18 protein-coding genes are annotated in these 26445 nt (G+C 53.1%); 9 read left to right on the top strand and 9 right to left on the bottom strand.

Translation table 11 applies throughout. The annotated features are described in order from the left end of the window. Positions 1–15 precede the first annotated feature (15 nt). The 8 genes from rsmA to LX87_RS05590 all read left to right on the top strand — a co-directional run bounded on the left by rsmA (position 16) and on the right by LX87_RS05590 (position 10835). Positions 16–864 (top strand): 16S rRNA (adenine(1518)-N(6)/adenine(1519)-N(6))-dimethyltransferase RsmA, encoded by an 849-nt coding sequence (rsmA, locus tag LX87_RS05625; RefSeq protein ID WP_111627158.1) that lies wholly within the window; start codon positions 16–18, stop codon positions 862–864. A gap of 63 nt (positions 865–927) precedes the next feature. Then, positions 928–2280, top strand: coding sequence for a magnesium transporter (mgtE, locus tag LX87_RS05620; RefSeq protein ID WP_111627157.1), 1353 nt, complete (start codon positions 928–930; stop codon positions 2278–2280). Positions 2281–2283: 3 nt separating this feature from the next. Next, entirely contained in the window at positions 2284–2736 is a 453-nt protein-coding gene (gene dtd / locus LX87_RS05615) for a D-aminoacyl-tRNA deacylase (RefSeq protein ID WP_111627156.1), read from the top strand. A gap of 402 nt (positions 2737–3138) precedes the next feature. Then, the gene (locus tag LX87_RS05610) at positions 3139–6411 is read left to right on the top strand and encodes a SusC/RagA family TonB-linked outer membrane protein (RefSeq protein ID WP_111627155.1); all 3273 of its coding nucleotides are present in this window, start codon (positions 3139–3141) and stop codon (positions 6409–6411) included. Positions 6412–6429: 18 nt separating this feature from the next. Continuing rightward, on the top strand, positions 6430–8202 hold the full coding sequence (locus tag LX87_RS05605; RefSeq protein ID WP_111627498.1) for a RagB/SusD family nutrient uptake outer membrane protein: 1773 nt from the start codon (positions 6430–6432) through the stop codon (positions 8200–8202). Between the two features lie 122 nt (positions 8203–8324). Then, positions 8325–9167 (top strand): endonuclease/exonuclease/phosphatase family protein, encoded by an 843-nt coding sequence (locus LX87_RS05600; protein ID WP_111627154.1) that lies wholly within the window; start codon positions 8325–8327, stop codon positions 9165–9167. A gap of 30 nt (positions 9168–9197) precedes the next feature. After that, complete coding sequence (locus LX87_RS05595; protein ID WP_111627153.1) at positions 9198–9503, top strand: DUF2237 family protein; 306 nt, start codon at positions 9198–9200, stop codon at positions 9501–9503. A gap of 117 nt (positions 9504–9620) precedes the next feature. Next, a complete protein-coding gene (locus LX87_RS05590) occupies positions 9621–10835 on the top strand; it encodes a purple acid phosphatase family protein (RefSeq protein ID WP_111627152.1) in 1215 nt (404 codons plus the stop codon). A 69-nt stretch (positions 10836–10904) separates the two neighbouring features. Here the strand turns inward: LX87_RS05590 and LX87_RS05585 are convergent, their stop codons facing one another. Together LX87_RS05585 and LX87_RS05580 are read right to left on the bottom strand one after the other, a co-directional pair. After that, the gene (locus LX87_RS05585; protein ID WP_111627151.1) at positions 10905–12347 is read right to left on the bottom strand and encodes a RagB/SusD family nutrient uptake outer membrane protein; all 1443 of its coding nucleotides are present in this window, start codon (positions 12345–12347) and stop codon (positions 10905–10907) included. Between the two features lie 12 nt (positions 12348–12359). Further along, entirely contained in the window at positions 12360–15686 is a 3327-nt protein-coding gene (locus LX87_RS05580) for a SusC/RagA family TonB-linked outer membrane protein (protein ID WP_111627150.1), read from the bottom strand. A 309-nt stretch (positions 15687–15995) separates the two neighbouring features. Here LX87_RS05580 and LX87_RS05575 point away from each other — a divergent pair, with 309 nt between their 5' ends. After that, on the top strand, positions 15996–16322 hold the full coding sequence (locus LX87_RS05575) for a nucleotide pyrophosphohydrolase (RefSeq protein ID WP_111627149.1): 327 nt from the start codon (positions 15996–15998) through the stop codon (positions 16320–16322). Positions 16323–16421: 99 nt separating this feature from the next. On the opposite strand, the gene LX87_RS05570 is transcribed toward LX87_RS05575, so the two are convergent. From LX87_RS05570 to LX87_RS28740, 7 genes are all read right to left on the bottom strand, one after another. Beyond that, the gene (locus tag LX87_RS05570; RefSeq protein ID WP_111627148.1) at positions 16422–17786 is read right to left on the bottom strand and encodes a M20/M25/M40 family metallo-hydrolase; all 1365 of its coding nucleotides are present in this window, start codon (positions 17784–17786) and stop codon (positions 16422–16424) included. A gap of 105 nt (positions 17787–17891) precedes the next feature. Next, entirely contained in the window at positions 17892–19292 is a 1401-nt protein-coding gene (gene lpdA / locus LX87_RS05565; RefSeq protein ID WP_111627147.1) for a dihydrolipoyl dehydrogenase, read from the bottom strand. A 127-nt stretch (positions 19293–19419) separates the two neighbouring features. Next, positions 19420–21027 carry a 2-oxoglutarate dehydrogenase complex dihydrolipoyllysine-residue succinyltransferase gene (gene odhB, locus LX87_RS05560; protein ID WP_111627146.1) on the bottom strand — a complete coding sequence of 536 codons (1608 nt, stop codon included), beginning with the start codon at positions 21025–21027 and terminating at the stop codon, positions 19420–19422. 55 nt (positions 21028–21082) lie between these two features. Then, positions 21083–23845, bottom strand: a complete 2763-nt coding sequence (locus tag LX87_RS05555; protein WP_111627145.1) for a 2-oxoglutarate dehydrogenase E1 component — start codon at positions 23843–23845, stop codon at positions 21083–21085. A 246-nt stretch (positions 23846–24091) separates the two neighbouring features. Next, complete coding sequence (locus LX87_RS05550) at positions 24092–24760, bottom strand: response regulator transcription factor (protein WP_111627144.1); 669 nt, start codon at positions 24758–24760, stop codon at positions 24092–24094. 146 nt (positions 24761–24906) lie between these two features. After that, positions 24907–25716 (bottom strand): sensor histidine kinase, encoded by an 810-nt coding sequence (locus tag LX87_RS05545; RefSeq protein WP_111627143.1) that lies wholly within the window; start codon positions 25714–25716, stop codon positions 24907–24909. A 109-nt stretch (positions 25717–25825) separates the two neighbouring features. Continuing rightward, positions 25826–26374, bottom strand: coding sequence for a hypothetical protein (locus LX87_RS28740; protein ID WP_170139306.1), 549 nt, complete (start codon positions 26372–26374; stop codon positions 25826–25828). Positions 26375–26445: the final 71 nt, after the last annotated feature.

Below are 26445 nucleotides of genomic sequence, written 5' to 3'. Positions count from 1 at the left end.
TAAAATAGCGGATCTATGTCTGAGCGTTCCTACGGAAAAAAATCTAAATACACGAAACCCGACCGGTCTTCTTCCGGCCGCGACGATGCGGTTCGGGCCAAAAAACACCTGGGTCAGCATTTTCTGAAAGACCTCAGCATTGCTGAACGCATTGCCGGGCTGCTGACGGGTCATAACGGCTACAAGACCGTTCTGGAAATCGGCCCCGGTATGGGCGTCCTGACGCAATATCTACTGAAAGACGGTTTACCGTATACTACCCACGTCATTGAAATCGACACCGAATCGATTGTTTACCTGAACGCTCACTTTCCGGCACTGCACGGTCGTATTCTGGAAGGCGACTTCCTGAAAATGGATTTATCGGCCCAGTTTCCGGAGCCAGTGGCGATCATTGGTAACTTTCCGTATAACATTTCGTCGCAAATTCTCTTTAACGTATTAGAACACCGCCAGCAGGTCCAGGAAGTCGTTTGTATGTTGCAACGGGAAGTAGCGCAGCGGATTGCCTCACCACCCGGCAACAAAGACTACGGTATTCTGAGCGTTTTTTTGCAGGCTTACTACGACATTAAATACGAATTCACGGTGGATGCCAGCGTTTTTTCGCCCCCGCCGAATGTGCAGTCGGGCGTCATCAGCCTGCGCCGGAACGACGTGGTGGCCCTGCCCTGCAACGAAAAGAAATTCATGCAGGTTGTCAAACAGGGTTTTAATAACCGCCGGAAAACGCTCCGGAACGCCTTGAAACCGTTGAATCCGCCGGAAAGTCTGCAATCTCACCCGCTGCTCGACAAACGCGCCGAACAGTTGGGCGTAGCGGAATTTGTCGAACTAACCACGTTAATGATGAACCAGGAATGACGAACGATGAATTTATCTGCGTCGCATTCATCGTTCATCATTTATAATGCATCATTCTAGCTAATGACTTTCGAGCTTACCAAAGAATACGTAGAGCACATTCAGACAGCCATCGACACCCAGGACGACGCTACGCTGCGGACGGAGATGGAAGAACTGTATCCGGCCGATATTTCCGGCATTCTCTACGAACTCGATACCGAATCAGCCCGGTATCTGCTGACACTGCTCGATAAGAAAGTTGGAGCCGAAATTCTGGCGAATCTGGAGGAGATCGACCGGCGGGAGTTTCTGCAAAGTTTCACCTCCGGCGAACTGGCGCAGTACGTCGATGAGATGGACTCCGACGACGCCGTGGACCTGCTCAACGAACAGCCCATCCAGACCCGCGAGGAAGTTATCGCCCTGCTGACGGACCGCGAACAGGCCCGGTTTATTCTCGATCTGCTGCATTACGACGAAGACGTAGCTGGCGGTTTGATGCAGAAGGAGCTGATCAAGATTAACCTCAACCTGACCGTCACCCAGTGCGTGGAAGAGATCCGGCAGCAGGCCGAAAACGTGGAGAACGTCTACTCGGTGTATGTGGTTGACGATACCGACAAACTCGTGGGCCGGGTGTCGCTCAAGAAAATTGTGCTGGCGCGCAAAGCCGCCAAAATAGCCGACATTTATGAGCCGGATGTTATTTTCGTGGAAACCTACCGGCCCGTTCAGGAGGTGGCTGAAGTGATGCAGCGGTATGACCTCGAAGCCGTGCCGGTCGTCAACGTACAGGGGCGGCTGCTGGGCCAGATTACCATTGATGACGTGGTGGACGTGATTACCGAGCAGGCCGAACTGGATATTCAGGCCATTACCGGTATTACGGGCGACGTGGAAGAAGAAGACGACACGATCTGGAAGCTCGTCGGTGCCCGCTTGCCGTGGCTGATTGCCGGAGCCGTTGGTAGTTTGCTGGCCGCTACGGTGATCAATACATTTAATGCCCAACTAAGCAAAATTGCGGCCCTGGCGGCTTTTATCCCGATTATTGGCTCAACGGGCGGCAACGTCGGTATTCAGACCGCTTCGCTGATCGTGCAGAGCCTCGCCGAAAAATCCGGTTTGAGCGCCACGGTGGGTCAACGGCTGGCGAAAATGGTGCTCGTGGCCTTAATCAACGGATTGATTATTGGCTCGCTGGCCGGTTCGTATTGTCTGCTCATCGGCGAACCGCGACTTGTACCGGTGGTTTCGCTGGCCCTGCTTACGGTGGTCCTGCTGGCGTCGTTTATGGGCACCATCACGCCCATCGTTCTGAATCAGTTCGGCATCAACCCCGCCATTGCGTCCGGCCCGTTCATCACTACCGTCAACGACCTGATTGGCATTGGTGTTTATTTTTTAATTGCCAGTTTATTACTTAGTATATAACCCGTGATTGCAGTTATTCAACGCGTTTCTGAAGCATCCGTCACCATCGACGGACACATAAAGGGCCGGATCGGCACCGGTTTTCTCATTTTGCTGGGCATCACCCACGAGGACACCCGCGAAGACCTCGACTGGCTGAGCAAGAAAATTGTCGGGATGCGGATTTTCGGCGATGCCGAAGGCAAAATGAACCTGGACCTGAAAGCCGTTGACGGCTCCATTCTGCTCATCAGCCAGTTTACGCTACACGCCAGCACGAAAAAAGGAAACCGCCCTTCGTTTATCGAAGCCGCCCGGCCCGAGGTAGCCATTCCCCTCTACGAACAAATGATCCGGCAGCTTTCGGCGGACCTGGGCAAACCCATCGAAACCGGTGAGTTTGGGGCCGATATGAAAGTAGCCCTGGTTAACGACGGCCCGGTGACGATTATCATCGACTCCAAAAACCGGCAGTAACACCCGGTGCCATATTCAGGTAAATTTTTCGTAATCATTTCCCGGTTGAAATCACAATTTCTTAACCTGTTTCGGCGGGCGTAAAATCTGTTAATTCTGTTTCTTCGCAGCTCAATTCCTAACCCCCGCTCCGATTCAGCCGGGTCGTTCGCCAGCGATCATTCGTCACCATCAGGCTGGTCAATCCAAAACTAACTAAAAAAACAGTTGAATATTTTCGACCAAAAGGTGGATTGGGATGAATGTGTAATGCGCTCAAGGACCGAAAGTTGAAATTTACTGCAAAATTAAGCAGCATCCAGCGCACAATAATAATCCAAAAAAACCTAGTTTTATTGTTGCAAATGAGCCAAGGCGGCATGATCTAATGTCCACTAACCTATTTATTTAGCCAAGTTTTCTATGAAAAAACTCGTACGAAACGCGTGTTTTCTGGCTGTCCTGCTGACCGGTAATCAGGTCACGGGCTATAGCCAGACGTTCGCCAGTATCAGGCAACCGGCCGATACAAAAACCGCCGTTGTTGACGTCTCCATTGAGGGCCGTGTCATCGACAGCGAAAAAGGCGAAGCCCTGCCCGGTGTCAGCGTTATTCTGAAGGGCTCCTCCAAAGGAACCACTACCGACGTTGATGGTACGTACCGTCTGGTTGTCCCCTCGACGGATGCCGTGCTCGTCTTCAGCTTTGTGGGTTACGAACCGCAGGAAGTGGTGGTGGGCAACCGCACCAGCCTGAACGTTTCGCTCAAACCGGACACCAAAACGCTGAGTGAAATCGTCGTGGTCGGTTATGGAACGCAGAAAAAAGTAAACCTGACCGGAGCCGTTGATCAGATCACCAGCGAAGTGCTCGACAACCGTTCGCTGCCTAACCTGACGCAAGGTTTGCAGGGCACCATTCCGAACCTGAACCTGAAAATGGGCGACGGCAAACCCATCCAGTCACCCTCCTACAACATTCGGGGTACCACGTCCATTGGTCAGGGAGGTAACGCCCTGGTGCTCATCGACGGTGTGGAAGGCGACCCCAGCCGCCTGAACCCGAACGATGTAGCCTCGGTATCGGTCCTGAAAGATGCGGCTTCGGCGGCTATCTACGGAGCACGGGGAGCCTTCGGGGTGGTATTGATTACGACCAAAAATCCAACGAAAGACCGGACCAGCGTTACGTACTCGCTGAATCATTCCATCAAAAGTCCGACGACAGTACCGGATTTTGTAACCAACGGCTACCTGTTTGCCAAAATGTTCAACGAAGGGTGGTCGGCCTGGAACGACTATTCCCAGACACCCCAGAACGTCAACAAAACCGTGCGGTTTTCTCCGGCTTACCTGGCGGAATTTGAACGGAGAAACAACGATCCCAGTCTGCCCAAAACCGACATTGACCCGGCCACCGGTGAATACGTCTATTACCATAACACCGACTGGTACAAGGAGTTGTATAAAAACCGGACCAGCGCTACTGAACATAACCTCTCGGTATCGGGCAGCAGCGGCAAAGCGGATTTTTACGTAACCGGACGGTATTACGCGCAGGAAGGGTTGTTCCGCTACAATTCCGATGATTACAACATTCTGAGTTTACGCGCCAAAGGGTCGGTGCAGGTGTTTCCGTGGCTGAAGGTTGGCAATAACGCCGATTTTTCGTCCATGAAATACCACAACCCGCTGAACGTTGGTGAAGGCGGCAGCATCTGGCGGAACATCTCGGACGAAGGCCACAACATGTCACCCATGTTCAACCCGGACGGAACACTGTCGTACTCAGCCGCCTATACCGTGGGTGATTTCTGGTACGGCAAGAACGGTATCGACATGGACCGGCGGGTTTTCCGGAACACCGCCGATTTTACGACGAACTTCTTCGATAACCAACTACGGGTCAACGGTAACTTTACGTTCCAGACGACCGACAACAACGAATACCGTCGGCGGGTACCGGTGCCGTACAGCCGCATACCGGGCGTCATCGAGTACGTGGGAACGAACACCAACGACCTCCAGAACATTTACCGCGAAACGCTGTATACGGCGACTAACCTCTACGCCGAGTACGAGCCTAAGATCAACCAGAACCATTATGTAAAAGCGCTGGTGGGTTACAACTACGAAACGTCCAATTACCGTCGGCTGGAAGTAGTTCGGAACGGCTTGATTTACGAAAATGCGAATGACATCAACCTCGCGTTGGGTCAGGCCATTACAACTGGTGGCGGCAGCGATATCTGGGCCATCGTAGGCGGTTTTTACCGGCTGAACTACGGTTTCAAAGACCGGTACCTGCTGGAAGTAAACGGTCGTTATGACGGTTCTTCGAAGTTCCCGGCGGGTCAGCGGTACGCGTTTTTCCCCTCGGTTTCGGCGGGCTGGCGCGTTATCAATGAACCGTTCTGGAAAGTATCCCCGAAAATCATTTCTGACCTGAAAATCAGAGGGTCGTACGGTTCGCTGGGGAACGGAACAATTGATTCGTACGCGTTCCAGGAGAAGTTTGCCATTTCGCAATCCGGTCGGATTCTGAACGGTACCCGTCCGCAGAAAACCGGCCAGCCGAGCGTCATCCCCGACGGCCTGACCTGGGAAACCTCCACCACCGCCGATCTGGGTCTGGACCTGGGTATGCTGAACAACCGCCTGACGCTGACCGCCGATGCCTACATCCGGAAAACAACGGATATGTTCACGGTCGGGATGACCCTGCCCGCCGTTTTCGGAACCGATGTCCCCAAAGGCAACTACGCCGACCTGACCACCAAAGGCTGGGAAGCCGTGCTGGCCTGGCGGGATAAGGCCAATGTAGGCGGCAAACCGTTCGGCTACGAAGTGCGGCTGACGATGGCCGACTACCTCGCACGGATCGACAAGTTTAACAACCCGTACAGACGACTGACAGATTATTACGCCGGTCAGACCGTGGGCGAAATCTGGGGGTATACCACCGAAGGTTTCTTTACGTCGGAAGAAGACATTAAGAATTCGGCCAAGCAAACGCTGTTCCGGGCGTCGAATACCGGCCAATGGCTGCCGGGCGACATCAAATTCCGCGACATCAACGGCGACGGCGTGATTAACAACGGTGATAATACCGTTGATAATCCGGGCGACCGCCGGATCATCGGTAACTCGACGCCCCGTTATACCTACGGCATCATGCTCAACGCCGACTGGAACAACTTCTTTTTCTCGGCTTTCTTTCAGGGCGTCGGCAAGCAGGACTGGTGGCCGGGTGCCGAAGCCGGTACGTTCTGGGGGCAGTACAACCGTCCGTACAACCGCCTGCCAACCTGGCATCTGGACAACATCTGGTCGCCCGAAAACCCGAATGCTTACCTGCCCCGGTACCGTGGCTACGTAGCCCAGAATGGCGCGGGTGAACTCCGTCAGGAACAAACCAAGTATCTGCAAAATCTGGCGTACATGCGGTTAAAAAACATCCAGTTGGGCTACAACCTGCCGAAACTGCTTATCAGCAAGGCGGGCATGAGCAGTGCCCGGGTGTTTGTATCAGCCGAAAACATCTGGACGCTGGCGTCGCTGTACAAACGGACGCGGGATCTGGATGTGGAAAGCGCAACCGAATCCGACCGGGTTCTGACCAGCGGCACCAGCGGAAACGGCCACAACTACCCGATTCTGAAGAGCTTCACGATGGGTCTGTCCGTAACCTTTTAATTGATCATCAGTAACACCATGAAATTACAACATATAGGACTTTTGCTGGCCGGTCTGTTTTTCACCGGCTGTAGCGAACTGGAACAGGTGCCGGAATCCACGGCCACCAAGAATGCGGTTTTTAGCAGTGAGAAAGGGTTAGAACTGTACGCCAACTCGTTTTACGATGCCCTTCCCTCGGCCAACGACATTATTCGCAGCGACGAAATGGCGGATTTTGCCGCCCGGACCCAGGTGCCGGATTTCATTCGGGAAGGTGCTTATGGCCCCCGCCAAAGCAGCGGATGGTCATGGACAACATTGCGGAACATCAACTATTTCATCGAAAATACGACCGATCCGGCGGTTCCGGTCGATGTTCGGCGGCATTACATCGGTCTGGCGCGGTTTTTCCGGGCGCTGTTCTACTTCGATAAAGTGAAGCGGTTTGGCGATGTGCCCTGGATCAACAAAGCTATGGGCGTGTCGGATCAGGATTTGTACAAAGGCCGCGATTCGCGCGTAATGGTGATGGATTCGGTACTGGCCGACCTGAATTACGCGACCCAGAACATCCGGACCACTTCCGACAACTCGCGCACGCTGATTACCAAATCCGTTGCCCAGGGGTTCAAATCCCGGATTTGCCTGTTTGAAGGTACATTCCGGAAATACCAGACCTCCTACAAGCTCGAAGGCACGGCGGCCAAATGGCTGGCCGAAGCGGTAACGGCCGCCGAAGCGGTGATGAAAGAAGGCGGTTTCTCGCTCTACGAAGCGGGCGGAACCGACAAATCGTACCGTCAGTTGTTCATCAATAAGACGCCGATCACGAACGAAATCATGCTGTCGGCGGTCGTTGATCCGGCCCTGAGCATATTCAACGACGCCAACTGGTGGTGGACCAGTGCTACCTACGGCGCCCGCGTGAGCCTGACCCGCACGTTTGTCAATACCTACCTGAACATCGACGGAACACCGTTTACGAGCAAACCCGGCTATAAAACCCTGACGTTTATGCAGGAAGTGAAAGGACGCGACAAACGGCTTTCGCAAACCATCCGTACGCCCGGTTATACCCGGGTAAATGGCGGAGTATCCGAGCCTGGCCCTCCGGTTTTCTCGTACACCTACACGGGCTACCAGCCGATCAAATGGACGCTGGACGACACCTTTTACGACGGTGGAAGCCGCAACGACAACTCCATCTCGATCATGCGCTACGCCGAAATTTTGCTGAATTACGCGGAAGCTAAAGCCGAGTTGGGTACCTTTACCGACGCCGACTGGACGCAAACCATTGGTGCGCTGCGGAAACGGGCCGGTATTACGGGTGGTCTGACGGCCCGGCCCACGGTGGCCGATCCGTACTTACAGGCCAATTATTTCCCCGGTATTTCGGACCCGTCGCTGCTCGAAATCCGGCGTGAGCGGGGCATCGAACTGGCGCTCGAAGGTTTCCGGTTCTCGGACCTGATTCGCTGGAAACGCGGGGAATTGATGGAGCAGGTCTGGAACGGTTTTTACGTTCCGGCGCTCGACACGCCACTGGACCTGAACGAAGACGGCAAAAACGACGTGGTGTTCTACAAGGTTAGACCGGCTACGCAACTGGCGGGCGTGACGTACATCAACGTGGCCGAAACCGTCAACGGTGTGCCGAATCCGCAGCGGCTGTCGAACGACACCTCCGGTGAACTGACCTGGCTGAGCAACATTCCGCGGAAGTGGAACGATAAATTTTACCTCTACCCCATCCCCGAAAACGACCGGCTGCAAAATCCGGAGCTGGGCCAGAATCCGGGCTGGTAACATTTTAGCTGTTCCACAGAGTTAATCAGAGGTTATCAGAGTTGATCAGGGAATACTCCGATTAACTCTGATAACCTCTGATTAACTCTGTGAATAACCCTTTTAATCCCAAATAACCCCTTATGAAACTAACAATCCTACTTCTGCTGACCAGCATTCTGATTACCCAAAACGGTTTTTCCCAGAAAAATACGCCTATTACCATTGCCACTTACAATCTGCGCATGAACACCAAAAATGACGGAATCAATGCCTGGCCCAACCGCAAGGAAGACGTCAAAGCCCTGATCCGTTACCACGAATTTGATCTGTTCGGAACGCAGGAAGGTTTTCGCGGACAACTCGAAGACATTGCCGAACTAAACGAATTTGCGTTTCTGGGCGCGGGCCGCGACGATGGCAAACAGGGCGGTGAGCACTCGGCTATTTTCTACAAAAAAGACCGCTTTAAAGTCCTGCAATCCGGCGATTTCTGGCTGAGCGAAACGCCCGACAAACCCGGTAAAGGCTGGGATGCGACCTGCTGCAACCGCATCTGCTCGTGGGCGCACTTTCAGGATTTGACCACCAAAAAGAAATTCTACTTTTTCAGCGTTCACTTTGATCACCAGGGCGTCGAAGCACGTCGGCAGTCGGGCAAGCTGATGGTGCAGAAGATTCAGGAGATTGCCAAGAATGAGCCGGTGATTCTGGTCGGCGACCTGAACTCAACGCCCGATACCGAGCAGGTAAAAACCATCGAAACCCTTCTGAATGATTCGTATAAGGTAACGGCCCAGCCGCCTTACGGCCCGGTCGGCACCTTCAACGCCTTCAAACACGATGCGCCGATGAAGATTCGTATCGATTACATTTTTGTCAAAAAAGGCATTGATGTGCTGAAATACGGTGTTCTGACCGACGCCAAAGACCAACGGTATCCATCCGATCACCAACCGGTTGTGATCAAAGCCGTTATCCGCTAACTTGGGTGCCGTATCATCCCGAATTCTTTTATGGCTGCCCTCAATGTCAATGGTACTCCGCTGGAATGCTGCTGCACCAAACCAATGACCGGTTTTTTCCGTGACGGCTTTTGCCGTACCGCCGAAGAAGACCAGGGCTATCACCTCGTCTGCGCGATTGTCACCCGGCAATTTCTGGAGTTTTCGCGCAGACGAGGCAATGACCTGATTACCCCGCGCCCCGAATTGCGCTTTCCGGGTTTGAAGCCCGGCGACCGCTGGTGTCTGCACATCCTGCGCTGGCGCGAAGCCTACGAAGCGGGCGTGGCACCACCGAACGAGCTTTGGATTACGTGACCGTCGATATGCTGCGAAAGCTGGCCTTTGAAGAGTAGAGAGGGCTCCATTCTCTACAACGACGCCAGTTGACCCACACAACCTAAACCCTTTATCCTTACCCCATCTTGTAAAGCTATGCCCTTTAACCGACGATCCTTTCTTGAAAAAGCAACCCAACTGGGTACGTTGAGCGCTCTGGCCCCCACGGCTTTTGGCGCAACCGGCCCGCCGGACAACGAAAAAAATACGTTTGTAACCGGTCCTTACCTGCAAAACGTTAGCCAGACGGAAGCCACAATTATGTGGGTGACCAATAAAAACAGCCTGAGCTGGGTAGAATACGGAGCCGGTATGCACGTAAGCCTGAAAGGATACCGCTACCGGAACGGTCACATTGAAGCGAATAACAAAATCAATAAGATTACGCTCAAAGACCTAAAACCCGGTACGACGTATAAATACCGTATCGTCTCCTCCGAAATCCTGAATTTTCAGCCTGCCAAAGTCCAGTATGCCGAGGCCATCAAAAGCCCGATGTATACGTTCAAAACGCCGGGAACAAACGACGAAGAGGTAAAACTGGTCATTTTTAATGACATTCACGACCGGCCCCAAACCATTCCTTACATGTTGTACCGGCATGGCTATACTGGCAACAAGCCGGATTTCGACTTTGTAGTTTTCAACGGCGATTGCTTCGATAATGTCAATACCGAACAACAGGTTTTTGAACACCTGATTAACCCTGCCGTCGATATTTTTGCTAAGGAAACTCCCTTTATTCTGACGCAGGGAAACCACGAAACGCGGGGTGCTTTTTCACGCAATATCCCTGATTACTTTGCCTACCCGACCGAAGAATATTACTACGCGTTCACGCAGGGGCCAGTTCGGTTTGTAGTTATGGATTCGGGGGAAGACAAAACCGACGACAACTGGGAATACAGCGGTTTAGCGGCCTACGACCAATACCGTGTTCAGGAACGCGCATGGCTGGAAAAGGAAATTGAATCCGAAGCGTTTAAAAAAGCGCCATTCCGGGTTGTACTGATTCACATTCCGCCGTTTCATTCCGGCGACTGGCACGGACCGCTGCACAACCGCGAACTGTTTGCGCCCCTGTTTGCAAAAGGCAAAGTGGATCTGGTCCTTTCGGGTCATACGCACCGCTACGGTGTTCATAACCCGGACGCGACCCATCCGTACCCCATCGTCATTGGCGGTGGCCCGCTGGAAGGAAACCGTACGCTGATAAAACTCCATGCCAACGCCAAAGAACTCAACCTGCGCATGATCCGCGACGACGGCGAGGAAGTGGGAAAATATACCGCCAGAAAAACGAAAACGTAGTGCATCCGGTACCGTATAAAACCAGCAAAGGACCGTGTTGCGGTCCTTTGCTGGTTTTAACACGTCCTATTAATATCCCTGATTCTGCGTAATCTTTGACCGATTGATGTCGATCTGACTTTGCGGAATGGGAAACACCAGGTTGTTTTCGGTCAGGTTGGTTTTAATACCAATGGCTGCGGCCTTGGCCTGTAGGACCGGCAACGCCCGGCCTGTCCGGACCAGATCAAACCAGCGGTGACCTTCAAATGCCAGTTCAACGCGCCGTTCCTGCTCCAGTGCCAGCCGCATGGCCGCCTGCGTGCCGACCTCGGTAGCGGTTTTGGCAGCCAGTCCGGCCCGGGTCCTGACACGGTTCAGATACGGCAGGGCATCGGCGGTTTTTCCGGTTTCGTTCAGGGCTTCGGCATACATCAGCAGCACGTCGGCGTAGCGCAATACCGGCCAGTTGTCTTCCGAATCGTTGTTGATAATGGGCGCATCACGGTATTTCCGGATGAAATTATAGTCTACGTTGGCTCCACTGGCGTTGGTGTAGCTGGTTGCCAATGAGACATCCTTTCGCAGATCACCCGGTTCGTAAGCCGCAATCATATCCGGCGTAGGCTGGTTGTTACCTCCACCGCCAAACTGAATGACTGCGTTCCCTGAGTTCTCGGGTGCGTACTGATTGGCAAAGCTGCTGCCCTCGCCGATGCTCCCCTTTTTATACTGCACATCAAAAATCGACTCTTTGTGATTCTTGTTCGATGCCTGAAATACACTGGCGTAGCTCGGCAGTAAATCGTACGTTCCGGCATCGATGACCTCTTTCAGCTTGGTTGCGGCATCCGCGTATTTCCGCTGTGTCAGATACACCTTGCCCAGCAGCGATTTAGCCGCTCCCCGCGTAGCCCGACCGACATTGGCACCCGTGTAGCTCACATCCAGTACGGTTTCCGCATCCGTCAAATCCTTGACGATCTGGGCGTACACATCGGCAACCGGTGCCCGGCCATAATCGTAGCCTTCCTGCGGGTCAATGATTTCCTTGACGACCAGCGGCACATCGCCAAAAACGCGAACGAGGTTGAAGTACATCAGCGCCCGCAAAAATTTGGCTTCCCCGAGAATCCGGCTTTTCAGGGCTTCGTCCATCGTTACGCCCGCGCTCCGGTCGATGATTGCGTTGCAGCGGTAAATCCCCCTGTACCCATCGCTCCAGCGGGCGGCCAGATACGGGTTGGTGGTGCGCAGGTAAAACTTATCGAATTCGTCCTGATCCGTTACCGAACCGGACAAAACCGGCCGCGTATCGTCGGACGGCACTTCCGACACCACATAGTACTGACCGTACTGACCGTTAAGCTGAAGCGCCCCGTATGCGCCGTTCAGGGCGTTCAGCAGATCGGAACTGGTTTTATAAAATGTGGTGGTACTGGCCTGCGAAATCGGAGATAACGCCAGAAAATCGTCTTTACAGCTCCCCAGCGTCAGGCTAAGCAGAGCAACAAGCAAATATGTTCGTTTCATGAATGTACAGGATTAAAGGCCAATGTTTACGCCAATTGTATACGTACGGGCCAGCGGGTAACTGCCGTAGTCAACCCCGCCGGTTAACGGCCCTTCGTACCCACTCACTTCCGGATTATAGCCCAGGTATTTCGAAACCGTCAGAACGTTTTGCACCCCGCCGTACAACCGGATCGTTTGCAGTTTGGCCCGTTGAATCAGCGTTTTGGGCAGGTTGTAACCAATCGTAATGTTCCGGATGCGGAAGTAGCTGCCGCTTTCGACCCAGCGCGACGAAATCGCGTTGTTGTTTCCGGTCGTGCGGGTGTTGGCGCGGGGCGTAGTCCCATCGCCGGGCTGCTCCGGCGACCGCCAGCGGTTCAGGGCCGTCGTCAGCGAGTTGGCATTCCCTTCGAGGTTTTCGTAGAACCGGCGCGACAGGTTCAGGATGCTCGACCCCTGAACGCCCTGCACCACAATACCCAGATCAAACCCTTTGAACGTGAATGTATTGGTCATCCCGTAGATAAAATCCGGCTGGTTGTTACCGATCAGCGTCCGGTCGTTGGCGTCAACTTTTCCGTCGCCGTTTACGTCTTCGTATTTTACATCACCGGGCCGCGTATCGGCAAAGTGTGGGTACGAATCCAGCTCGGCCTGATCGCGGAACACGCCAATCTGCCGGTAGCCGTAGAAACTCCCCAGCGGTTCGCCAATGACGGTGATGTTTGATTCGCCCACGCCCGTTCCGCTCCGAATAGGGTCGCCCGTGGGTCCGAGGGCCAGTACTTTGTTGCGGTTGAACGAGAAGTTCAAATCCGTTGTCCAGCTAAATTCGCCCGTCAGGTTGCGGGTGTTCAGCGCCAGTTCCACCCCTTTGTTTTCCACTTTTCCGATGTTCTTCACCGCCGTTGAAAAACCGGTCAGCGTTGGCACCTGCACGGCCAGCAACAGGTCGGTTGTGATGCGTTTGTAGTAATCCGCCGTCAGAAAAATACGGTTGTTCAACACACCCACTTCCAGACCAATATCGGTTTGACGGCTTTTTTCCCAGGTCAGGTTGTCGTTTCCGATGGTATTCACGGCCAGACCGTTCGCCAGCGCGTTGCCCAGCACGTAGTTGTCCGGACTCAACAGACCGATGGCCGGGTAGTTGCTTGTAAAGGCGTTGTTGCCCGAAAGACCGTAGCTGGCTTTAAGCTTCAGTTCCGAAATAAAGCGGTTGTTTTTCAGGAACGATTCTTCCGAAACCCGCCAGCCGACCGAAGCCGAGGGGAAGGTTCCCCAGCGGTTGTTGGACCCAAACCGCGACGATCCATCGCGCCGGAACGACGCATTGAACAGATACCGGTCCCGGAACGAATAGGCCACCCGGCCAAAATACGACGCCAGCGACCACTGATCGCGCAGGTTACGGCTTGAGTTTGTACCGATGATGGTTCCGGCATTGACCGTCCGGACCAGATCGTTCGGGAAGTTGTTCGCATCAATCCGGGTGCGCTCAAAATCGTTTTTCTGACTTTCCAATCCGACCAGCACCTCCAGTCGGTGCAGTTGGGCAATTTCTTTCTGGTACGTCAGCGTGTGGTTGGTCACCCAGTTCAGTTCCTGCGCGTTTTCTGCATAGGCGGAGTTGGGCGTTGGCGGCAGCAGTTGGTTGCCGGGCAGGGCCGACGTTTTGTAGTAGTTCTGCCGAAGCTGCCGGGCGTCGGCGCCGATGGTTCCCCGGTATAAAACGTTGAACGGTAATTTTACTTCTGCGTACGCATTTCCCAGCAGACGCATGGTACGAAGCTGGTTATCAATCTCGTAGATATTCGCTACGGGGTTCGTAATGCCCGGCCAGTCGTAGGGGGCTGCATAATAAGACTGCGAATTATACACCGTCGTTCCCGGCTGATAAATCGGAATAAACGGCGGCAGGCTCAGCGCAGCGTTGATAATCCCGTTGTCGGCCCAATGCCGGTCGGTATTAGCCTGATTCTCAACCGAAAAAGAAGGGCTCAGGCTGATACCCATTTTCAGATACGAGGTAATCTGGGCGTCTATATTCGTCCGAACCGTGTAGCGGTCAATTCCTGATCGCTTGATGACCCCCTTCTGGTTCAGATAGTTACCCGATACCATATACTGCACCTTGGCGCTGCCTCCCGACGCCGATAGCTGGTAGTTGCTTATGGGGGCATTCTGGAAAATCATATCCTGATAATCGTAGGTTGGTAGACTGCCGGGGTCATCAAAACTCACACCGGCAACCTCCCCGCGCGGATACCGATACCGTTGACCGGACGGACGGGCGCTATTGGGGTCGTCGATTTTGGCACCCGTCACCCGCTCAAGGTAGGCGTTGTTGAAGGCCTCTTTCGAGAACTCCGCAAATTGCTGGGAATTGAGCAGGTCCATTTTTTTAGTCACCTGCTGAATGCCGGTATAGTAATCGAAATTCAGCCGCCCCTGACCGGATTTGCCGCGTTTGGTCGTGACGACCACAACACCGTTAGCCCCACGAGAACCGTAAATAGCCGTTGCCGAAGCATCTTTCAGAATGTCAACCTTGTCGATGTCGTTCGGGTTCAGTAGGTTCAGCCCTCCGCCGTTGGCCAGATCACCCGAGTTCAGCGGCTGACCGTCGATCACCACCAGCGGACCGTTTCCGGCGCTGATCGACCCCAAACCACGAATCTTGATAGACGGACTGTTACCCGGTGCGCCCGTACTTTGCTGAATTAAAACACCCGGCAATCGCCCCGTCAACCCTTCCACAATGTTCGGAACGGGCTGGTCCTTGATATTTTTCGTACTGATTGAAGCAATCGAACCGGTAACATCGCGTTTTTGCTGCGTTCCATAACCGACCACTACCACTTCGTTCAGCGTCTGGTCAGATCCTTTTAAAGCTACGTTGATAGTTGCCTGACTGCCAATGGGCACTTCCTGCGTCACGTAGCCAATGAAACTAAACACCAGCGTACCGCCTTCGTTCGGGACAGCTACGGTATAATTTCCGGTTGCGTCGGTTGTGGTTCCGCGGGTTGTCCCTTTTAGGGCTACGCTGACGCCCGGCAACCCTTCCAAATTTTCTTCGGCGGTCACCCGGCCCGTTATGCGTCGTTCCTGCACAGTTGACCTTGGAACTTGCCGCATGGCCAATACCGTCGGAAGCGTTCTGGGGGCACGTTCGTCGCCGGATTCGCGGATGGCGTCATTTGAAACGGTTGAACCTGGGGTTCGGGCTACTTGGGACAAATGGCGAGCCGGTCGGTAATGCGATGATGCCAGCATTTGTGCTTCGGCCGTAGTCGCAAGACACCATACGCCCAGAATCGCCAGTCTGATTGGGGTTGGTAGGTGGTTTTTCATTGATTTAATTGGGTTAGCACAAGGTGATTTTGTTTTTATTAAACTGATACGTGTAATGGTGCGGCTGATTGGCCGGAACCATACTCGTCAACCGTTCAGCCGGAACAGAAATTGCAGGCCGTACGGGTTCGCCAGCAAAGCGGCTTAATCTGTAAAGGTCGTTGCGGAGCAAACCTAACCGGCTTCCGTGAAAATTGGCATTATTTACTGATTAATCCGGTTGAGCGTCGAACCAATCAACCGGAAGAAATAGCTTTGTACCTCTAAACGTTCGTTCAGAACGCTAAAACCGCAAACCGCTCTTTTCAAATGACCTTACGCGAAGCGCAGGATACCGTCGATGAATGGATCAAAACCATCGGCGTCCGTTATTTCAACGAACTCACCAACATGGCGATGCTGACAGAGGAAGTCGGCGAAGTGGCCCGGATCATCGCCCGGCGCTACGGCGAACAATCGGAGAAGGCGTCTGACAAGAGCAAAGATCTGGGCGACGAGATGGCCGACGTATTGTGGGTGCTGATCTGCCTGGCCAATCAGACGGGAGTAGATTTAACGGCGGCTTTTCAAAAAAATCTGGAGAAGAAAACCGTGCGGGATGCCACGCGGCACCGGGATAATGAGAAGCTGAAGTAGGAGTTGTTACACAGAGTTTATCAGAGAACATCCGAGAGAATCAGAGAACGCTCTGATAAACCCCGATAACCTCTGATTAACTCTGTGTGACAATTTTAATTATAAACCGTGTTGATCGAGTAGATAAACCAGGGCCGCCATCGAGGCCGCGCCCAGCTCCAGCTCCCGCTTGTTGACGCTTTCAAACCGATCAATACCCGCGTGGTGGAAGTCAAAATACCGTTGAGAGTCCGGCTTAAAACCAAACAAGACCGTGCCCAGTTGCGCCAGTGGGCCAATATCGGCGCCACCCGACCCTGCACCGATTTCGTGCAGACCGTAAGGAGCCAGTAACGGCTTCCAGGCGATAGCTTTGGCCCGTTGCTCCGGCGTCCCGACAATGCCGAAGCCGCGGGGCGTAAAACCGCCGTTGTCGGATTCGACGGCGGCAATGTGGTTTTCATTGTTCTTTTTGGCGTAGTCGGCGTAGCCAATACCGCCCCGCAAACCGTTTTCCTCGTTCATGAACATTACCGCCCGAAGGGTTCGTTTGGGTTTAATGCCGAGTGCTTTCAACGCCCGCAGCACCTCAATGGATTGCATACAGCCCGAGCCGTCGTCGTGAGCACCTTGTCCTATATCCCACGAATCCAGGTGCCCTCCTACAACGATGATTTCGTCCGGCTTTTCGGAGCCTTTAATTTCGCCCACGACATTATAGGATTTGGCGTCGGGCAGGGTTTCGCAGTTTTGCTTGAAATAAAACGTCAGCCCCGGGTTGTCTTTCAACATCTTACTGAGTCGTTCGGCTCCGTTGGTGCTGATGGCAGCCGACGGAATCAGCGGTACACCGGTTGCGTAGCGCATACTGCCGGTATGCGGATTATCGTCCAGCACCGTCGTCATAGACCGAACAATGGTGCCTACTGCGCCGAGTCGGGCGGCTTCCGTAGCACCGTTCCCGCGTTGATCGACGGCTCCGGCGTAGGCTTCGAAGGTATTCAGTTTGGTTGGGTCCATCGGGCGGTTGTAAAAGACGATTTTGCCCTTCACCTTACCCGCGCCCAAATCCCGCAGTTCCTGGAAACTTTTTACTTCAATCACCTGGGCTTCAATTCCCTTCGTCGGGGTAGCGACAGAACCGCCCAGGGCCGCAATCGGCACCGTAATTTTCTGCTTACCATTCTGAATGTAAGCCACTTCCTTCGCTCCGCGTACCCAGTGCGGTACCATTACCTCCTGCAAGAATACGCGGTCGAACCCTTGCTGCTCCATCAGTTGCTTCGTCCAGTCAACGGCTTTCTGCGCCCCCTCCGAACCGCTCAGTCGTGGTCCAATCTGCTGGGTTAGATGCCGCAGCCACTCGTACGACGGGCTGTTGGTCAGGACTTCATTGTAGATTTTCCGGATGGTAACCGAATCGGGTGATTGGGCCTGCGCACCGGTCACCAAAAGGCTGAAAGCAAGTAGTAATCGTTTTTTCATCGGATGAAGGGGTATGTACTAAAAAAGAAAAACCCCGCTTTATTTCCAAAGCGGGGTTGAAAAACAGCAAATAAGTCCTATCGGCTATCAGCTAATTGCAATTGCTTACATATGAATGGCCCGGTTCTCGGTCGCGGCCAGACAGGCTTCCTTGATGGCTTCCGTGTAGGTCGGGTGTGCGTGCGATATCCGGGCGATATCCTCCGCCGAAGCCCGGTATTCCATCGCCACCACGCCTTCAGCGATCATATCGGCAGCCCGCGCCCCGATGATGTGCATCCCCAGGATTTCGTCGGTTTGCTTATCGGCCAGCACTTTCACCAGACCGTCCAGGTCCATTGAAGCGCGGGCGCGGCCCAGGGCTTTGTAGGGGAACGTACCGACTTTATAAGCGCGGCCTTCCTGCTTCAATTCTTCTTCCGTGAAGCCCACGCTGGCTACTTCCGGCCAGGTGTACACCACGCCCGGAATCAGTCGGTAGTTGACGTGCGGCTTCTGTCCGGCCAGGGTTTCGGCTACAAAAACGCCTTCTTCCTCGGCTTTATGCGCCAGCATCGCCCCCCGAATCACATCACCGATGGCGTAGATGTTCGGTACGTTCGTCCGTAGGTGATTGTCTACTTCGATGCGGCCCCGGTTATCGACGGCCAGCCCGGCGGCTTCCAGATTCAGACCATCGGTGTACGGACGACGACCCACGGAAACCAGGCAGTAATCCCCTTCGATTGTAATCTGTTCGCCTTTCGGGTTATCGGCTTTTACTACCACGCCTTCGCCGGTGTTTTCCACGCTGGTTACTTTGTGGCTGAAATAAAACTCGGCTCCCAGCTTTTTAACGGCTTTTTGCAGTTCTTTACCCATTGTCTTGTCCATCGTCGGAATCATCGAATCAGCAAATTCGACGAACGAAACTTTGGAACCGATGCGGGCATAAACCGACCCCAGTTCCGCGCCAATGACTCCCGCTCCAATCACAATCAGGTGCTTGGGCACTTCCTGTAAGGTCAGGGCTTCGGTCGAGGTGATGATGCGTTTTTTGTCGATCGGCATCGACGGAAACGACGACGGTTTGGAACCGGTGGCAATGATAAAATTCTTGGTTGTAATCTGCTCTTCGCTGCCGTCCTCCTTCTTCACTTTCAAGGTGTTGGCATCAACAAACGAACCAAATCCCTGATGAACCGTAATCTTGTTCTTTTTCATCAGGAACGAAATACCGGTTACGTTGGCTTCCACGACACCAGCCTTGCGTTTAATCATCTGGGGCAGATCAACCTGCAAATCAGCCAGTTTGATACCGTGTTCAGCGAACGTATGGGCCGCATTGTAAAAATGCTCCGAAGAATCGAGCAGGGCTTTTGACGGAATACAGCCGACGTTCAGGCAGGTACCGCCCAAGGTTTTGTATTTTTCAACGATGGCCGTTTTCATGCCCAGTTGAGCGCAGCGAATGGCGGCCACATAACCACCCGGCCCGGAGCCAATGACGATAACGTCGTATTGCATAAAATTGTAACGCTTTTTGCCAGTGAATTAGCTATATACAAACGTAGGACGGACCCTAAAATCATCTCTGCGCCAGACAACGGTTGCCCGAAGCAAAGACAGTTTTACAATCCGTCCTACCAATAAGTTAAACGCCCAGTAAAATCCGAGCCGGATCTTCCAGCAATTGTTTTACCCGAACCAGGAAGCTCACGGAGTCTTTTCCGTCAATGATGCGGTGATCATACGAAAGCGCCACGTACATCATCGGACGAATGACGATTTCGCCGTTGACAACCACCGGACGCTCGACGATGTTGTGCATTCCCAGAATGGCCGACTGGGGTGCGTTGATAATCGGCGTTGACAGCATCGAACCAAAAATACCGCCGTTGGTGATCGTGAACGTTCCGCCGGACATCTGCTCGATGGTCAGCTTGTTGTCCCGCGCCAGACCGGCCAGACGAATGATTTCCTTCTCGATGGCGGCAAAGTCCATGCTTTCGGCGTTCCGGATTACCGGTACGACCAGCCCCCGTTCCGTAGAAACGGCAATGGACACATCGCAGTAATCGTTGTAAACAATGGAATCACCGTCGATCATGGCGTTCACGTTCGGGAAGTCCTTCAGGGCTATGCAAACCGCCTTCGTGAAGAAGGACATAAAGCCCAGACCAACCGCGTATTTGTCCTTGAACTTGTCTTTGTACCTGGCCCGCAGGTCCATGATCGGCTTCATATCAACCTCGTTGAAGGTCGTCAGCATAGCCGTTTCATTTTTCACGGCCACCAACCGCCGGGCGATGGTTTTCCGCAGGGAGGTCATCCGCTCACGGCGTTGACCGCGGTTACCGTCTCCAGAAACCGGGGCAGGTGCCGCAGGAGCAGGTGCCGGTTTCGAAGCCGGTGCAGCCGCAGGTTGGGGAGCCGCAGCGGCTTTTTCAGCCTTGACCGCATCATCTTTTGTAATCCGGCCACCAATCCCGGTACCGTTTACTTCTTTCGGATCGATGCCTTTTTCGGCAAGGATTTTAGCCGCAACGGGCGACGGATGATTGGCTGCATAGCCTTGTTCGGTCGATTGAGCGGCTGCCGGCTGGGTTGCCGGTTGTGATGACGGAGCTGCGGGTTGCGAAGCCGGTTGGGCCGCGCCCGCGCCAACTTCAATCCGGCAGATCACTGCGCCAATCGCCAGCGTTGATCCGGCTTCGGCCACAATCCGGAGCGTTCCGGCTGCTTCAGATGGCAATTCGAACGTAGCTTTATCAGACTCCAGTTCGCACAGAACTTCGTCCATTTCCACCCGGTCGCCGTCCTTTTTATTCCAGGATGCAATGGTTACTTCGGTAATTGACTCACCCACCGGAGGCACCTTCATTTCAACCGTTTGCGCGGCAGGAGCCGGAGCCGGTTGTGAAGCGGGTTCCGGTTTGGCCGGTTCGGGCTGCGGAGCCGCCGGTTGTTCGGCGGGCTGGGGCTGAGCGGGCGCTTCTGTTTTTGGAGCTTCCTCATTGCCTGCGCCAGCCGGTTCGAGGGTACACAGAACAGCACCGATCGGCAATACATCGCCTTCCTGCGCCAGAATGTGCAACACACCGTCGGCTTCGGCCGGAAATTCGAACGATGCCTTATCTGATTCCAGTTCACACAGCACCTCGTCTCTTTTAACCGTATCGCCCTCTTTCTTATGCCATGCACCAACCGTTACTTCCGTAATCGACTCCCCAACCGGGGGTACTTTCATTTCTATTGCCATTTTCTCTTAGTTTTCAGTTGTCAGCTATCTGTGCGTTTATGATAACTGTAAAACCTTATTCAAACGCCCGGCGGATAATGTCGGCTTGTTCCTGACTGTGAACTTTGGAATAACCCGTTGCCGGAGATGCACTATTTTTCCGCGTAATGCCGCGCAATTTCAGTTCCGGTGCCGTAGTACGCAGCAGGTAAGTCCAGGCTCCCATGTTCGACGGTTCTTCCTGCACCCACACCAGCTCCGCGCTCTTGCTGTATTCGGCCAGAACGGTATCGAGTTGTTTTTGCGGGAACGGATGTAACTGCTCCAACCGAACGATAGCTACATCGTCGCGTTTATCGGCCTGTTGTTTTTCGAGCAGTTCGTAATAGATTTTACCCGTACAGAGCAAAATCCGTTTTACTTTCTTGCCTACTGCGAACGGGTCAGGCAGAACTTCCTTGAAAGAACCCGTGGTAAGGTCTTCCAGCGGAGAACTTACTTGTGGGTGACGCAGTAACGATTTCGGTGACATCACCACCAGCGGTTTGCGGAACTGCCAGGTCAACTGCCGACGCAACAGGTGGAAGAAGTTGGCCGGTGTTGTTACGTTAGCCACCACCATGTTGTATTCTGCCGAAAGTTGCAGATACCGTTCCGGGCGGGCGTTGGAGTGTTCCGGTCCCTGGCCTTCGTAGCCGTGCGGCAACAACATCACCAGACCGTTCATCAGTCCCCATTTCGATTCGCAGGACGAAACGAATTGGTCGATGATCACCTGCGCCCCGTTCGAGAAGTCCCCAAACTGAGCCTCCCAGATAACCAGCGCGTGGGGGTTGGCCATCGAGTAACCAAACTCAAAACCGAGTACGCCGTATTCCGACAACAAGGAATTGTAAATCTGGAGTTTCTGCTGGCTGCCCTCAATGTGGTCGACCGAGTTGTACGATTCGTTGGTTTCAGAGTCATGCAGAACGGCATGGCGGTGTGAGAACGTTCCGCGCTGCACATCCTGCCCGCTCAAACGAACCACTTTATTTTCCAGCAGAATTGAACCGTAGGCCAGCAATTCTGCCGTTCCCCAGTTGATCTGCTTCGTTTCAAACAACATCTGCCGACGGTCTTTCAGCAGTTTCTCAATCTGCTTCAACGGTTTAAAACCGCTCGGAACCGATACCAGGGCGTTGCCGACTTTTTCGAGCACGTCCATTGAAACGCCGGTTTCGGGCGACTGGTCGAAGTCTTCCGGTTTGCTCACCCGCAACTCCGCCCACTCACGGTCGAGCCGCAGCGGTTTATACGGAATTTCGGCTTTCTGCTTCACCATATCGAGCCGGTCCTGCAACTCCTTCTTAAACTCAGCGTCCATTTTGGTGGCCAGTTCGGCATCCACTTCGCCCCGTTCGATCAAACTTTTGTTGTAGATCTCCCGTGGGTTGGCGTGTCTTTCAATGGTGCTGTATAACGTCGGCTGGGTAAATTTCGGCTCGTCCGACTCGTTATGGCCGTACCGACGGTAGCAAACCATGTCGATAAAGACATCCCGGTTGAATTTCTCCCGGAACTCGATGGCCAGCTTTACGCAGAAAATAACCGCTTCCGGATCATCCCCGTTAACGTGGAAAACCGGCGCGTCGATAATCTTGGCAACGTCTGAACAATAGATTGACGAACGGGCGTCTTCAAAGTCGGTCGTAAAACCAATCTGGTTGTTGATCACAAAGTGGAGCGTTCCCCCGGTTTGGTAACCGGCCAGTTTCGCCATCTGCGTCACTTCGTAAACAATCCCCTGTCCGGCCACAGCCGCGTCACCGTGAATCAGGATCGGCAGGATTTTATCATAGTTCCCGGCGTATTCTTCATCAGCCTGCGCCCGCACAAACCCTTCAATGATCGGGTTGACGGCTTCGAGGTGCGACGGGTTCGGCGCCAGTTTGACACTGACCTGCTTGCCCGATGCGGTTTCGATTAGACTCGAATAACCCAGGTGGTATTTTACGTCGCCATCGCCAAAAACCTGGTCGGGCACGTTGCCTTCAAAACCGCTGAAAATAGCCTCATACGACTTGCCGAGGATATTCACCAGCACGTTCAGACGACCGCGGTGCGCCATCCCGATCATCACTTCCTCAACGCCCAGTTCTCCGGCGTGATTGATGATGGCATCCAGCGCCGGGATGGTGGTTTCGCCCCCTTCGAGTGAAAACCGTTTCTGACCCAGGTATTTTGTGTGCAGGAAGTTCTCAAAAACCGTTGCTTCGTTCAGTTTTTTCAGAATCCGCTTTTTCTCATCCAGTGTCGGATCGAATACCAGCGCTTCTTTCTCAATTTTGTTGCGCAGCCAGTTCTTCACGTCGATTTCGCGGATGTACATATACTCGAAACCGATGGTTCCGGCGTAGATCTTCTCCAGCGATTCCATGATTTTCCGCAACGAGCTCGGCCCGATTCCCAACAGATTACCGGCTTCAAATACCGTGTCGAGATCGGCTTCCGACAGCGCATAATCTTCCAGACCAATCCGCGGATTGCGGTCTTTCCGATTCCGAATGGGGTTGGTTTTGGCCAACAGGTGCCCCCGTGAGCGGTACGCTTTAATCAGACTGGCTACTGATACTTCTTTTTCAGCGTGCTTGGTGTCGATAACGGGTTTTGTAGTTGCTTCCCCGTTGGTGTGGCCGTTGGTTCCATTACCACTTTCACTATACGACTGGGAAAATTCAAAACCTTCAAAAAATTTTTGCCAGCTTTCATCCACTGACCCGGGATCTTGCTTGTAGGCCCGGTATAAATCGTCGATGTAGGCTGCTTCAGAGTTAGCTATATACGAGAATCTGTCCATAATTCGGGATCACCCTTGTTCGATTGGCAAAGTTAAATGATTCAAATAGAAAGATTGTCTACTATTTATTCAATTCTTTACGAATCGACGCAGGTTTTATTTTGGTAACAACCCCGATTGCAAATAAGTTGAAAAAAAGGCGGTAAGAGGACGTGAAAGTGGGCTAAAAACGAAGCCGGGAGGAAAAGGGGAAGGAAACCCCAACAGGCTCCCTGCTCCTTCCCTCCCGGCTTCGTTTTTTCCGGTTTACACCAGATTATTCTTGAAGGCGTAGGCCACCATTCCGGCGGTGTTTTTGGTTCCGGTTTTTTCCAGAATCCGGAGCCGGTGTCCCTCGACGGTGCGCGGGCTCAGGAAGATTTTCTCGCTGATTTCAGCCGTCGATAATCCTTCGCAGATCAGCTTCAGAACCTCTTTTTCGCGCTCCGACAGCAGCACTTTGCTGTTATACAGCGTGGAGGTCTGCGGATTTTTGATCACGGTGGTGGGTTTGTTGACCATTTTCCGGTGCATGACCTTCGACACAAAATCGTTCAGGTAAACACCGTCGTCCATCACCCGATGAACAGCCTTCTCCACCTCGTCCAGATCGGCATCTTTCAAAACATACCCGCTAACGCCTTTTTCGAGCAGGTGCAGCACGAAACGGTCTTCATCGTGCATCGTCAGCATAATAATCCGAATGTCGGGATGGTTTTCGCGGATGTATTCGGTGGTGGCAATCCCGTCCATGACCGGCATTTCCAGATCCAGCAACACCACATCGGGCAGTCGGCGCGTCAGTTTGTCGATCAGTTCCTGCCCGTTGCTGGCTTCGAGCACCAGTTCAAAATCTGGCACCTGACTCAGTACGGAAGCCATTCCCTTGCGGAATAAATTATGATCATCGGCGAGGGCAATCTTGATTTTTTTCATAGTAAGGGGTAGCCTGGAGTGTAACGGTAATTCAGGGTGGATGCCGCGATGGTGCAACGGTCGCTCTGGGTGGCTTCTTCCGTTTTATATATTAACCATCCAGCTATTCAGAACTACTCTCCCGTATTCTTCAAGCTTTTTATTTTTTACACCGGTTCCACTTCTACCTCCACTTCCGGTTTCAGGTTTTTCACCTGAATGTGAATCCGGGAGCCACGGCCTTCCTCCACATCAAAGGTAACGTGTCCATCGATTACGTTCAGACGGCTTTCGATGTTGCGGAGCCCCAGCCCCCGCTTCCTGTCTTTCATGATTTCATCCAGATCAAAGCCCTGCCCGTCATCAATGACCGACAGCAGGATGCCGTTGGGCTGGCAGTGCAGATCAATAATAATGTGCTGGGCGTTGGCGTGTTTAATAGCGTTGTTGATCAGTTCCTGCGCAATGCGAAACAGCGTCAGGTCCAGTTGCGGCATCAGGGGCGGCAGCTTGTCAGAGCACGACAATTCGACGTGGACCTCGCCGTTGCTGGCTTTTTCGGCCAGTTCTTCCAGCGCCGAAACCAACCCGAAGCGTTCGAGAGTGGTCGGCACCAGATCGCGGCTGATGCGCCGGACGTTGGCAATGGTTTCGTCCAGCAGGGAGCGGGTTTTCTGAACCAGCACCGTTGAGCTGGGGTCATTGTGTTCCACGGTCCGACCAAGTTGATTCAGACTCAATTTGGTCACCGAAAGCATGGTACCAATTTCGTCGTGCAAATCCTGGGCGATGCGCCGACGTTCGTGTTCCTGCGCCTGGAGCGTGGCCGCGAGCAGACCTTTACGGTATTTCTCCTGCCACTCTTTCAGAATGAGTTGCTGACGAATTTGTTTTTGCTGGTAATAGGCCACAAAGACGATGATAAAAATCGCCATCACCAGCAAGACGGCCGTACCTACGGCAATGTATAATTTCATGTCCTCGTTCACAGCGAGTCAGAGGCAAAGTGCAATCCCATACACGGACTTATAAAAAATCAATTGTCGAAATATACCAGCTTGACGCCACATCCGCAAGCTCCTCATATTAAACGGTTATGTGCTCGGCCATTCTGAATTCGCGTCGTCGGAGCCAGAAACTGATGATCAGAACCACGTAAAAAAAAGCGGTAAAAGCCCTGACGATTTGAATATACAACCCGTAACTTCCGTTCGAACTAACATCACCGAGTGTTACTTTCACAAACAGAAAAACAAACAAGGTCCCGGCAGCGTGGACGATGGCCCCGGCGCTGATCCAGAACATGGCATGAATCAATATATTTTGTACTTGCATCTTCGTCAGAATGTAATGAAAGTACAGAAGCGCGTACACAATCATTATGATTCGCTGAACACCCAGTGTAATACCGGCAATTTTAGTCCAGCTAAAATCGTATAGAAATACCGATAGGTAAACTCCTAAGCTGATCAGCAGAATTGTCCGGTTTCGTTTGGATTTTAGCTCAACCCAGTACGCTCCCGTAAGGCAGCCTATTTCGGCAACAGAATTTAAATTATACAGGTAAAGATTATTCAGCCGATATGCGGCATTATGGTTCTGTAAAAGAGAAATCCCCAGTGATAAAATCAGCATTCTGAACAACCAATGACTTGCCTTATCCAGGAATAGGTAATTTACCAGACCCGTTACCAAGGCTAACACCA

The sequence above is a fragment of the Larkinella arboricola genome, assembly GCF_003259745.1.
Classification (GTDB): domain Bacteria; phylum Bacteroidota; class Bacteroidia; order Cytophagales; family Spirosomataceae; genus Larkinella; species Larkinella arboricola.
The sequence above is the reverse complement of the archived record's forward strand: the minus strand, read 5'-3'. Positions and strand labels throughout refer to the sequence as shown.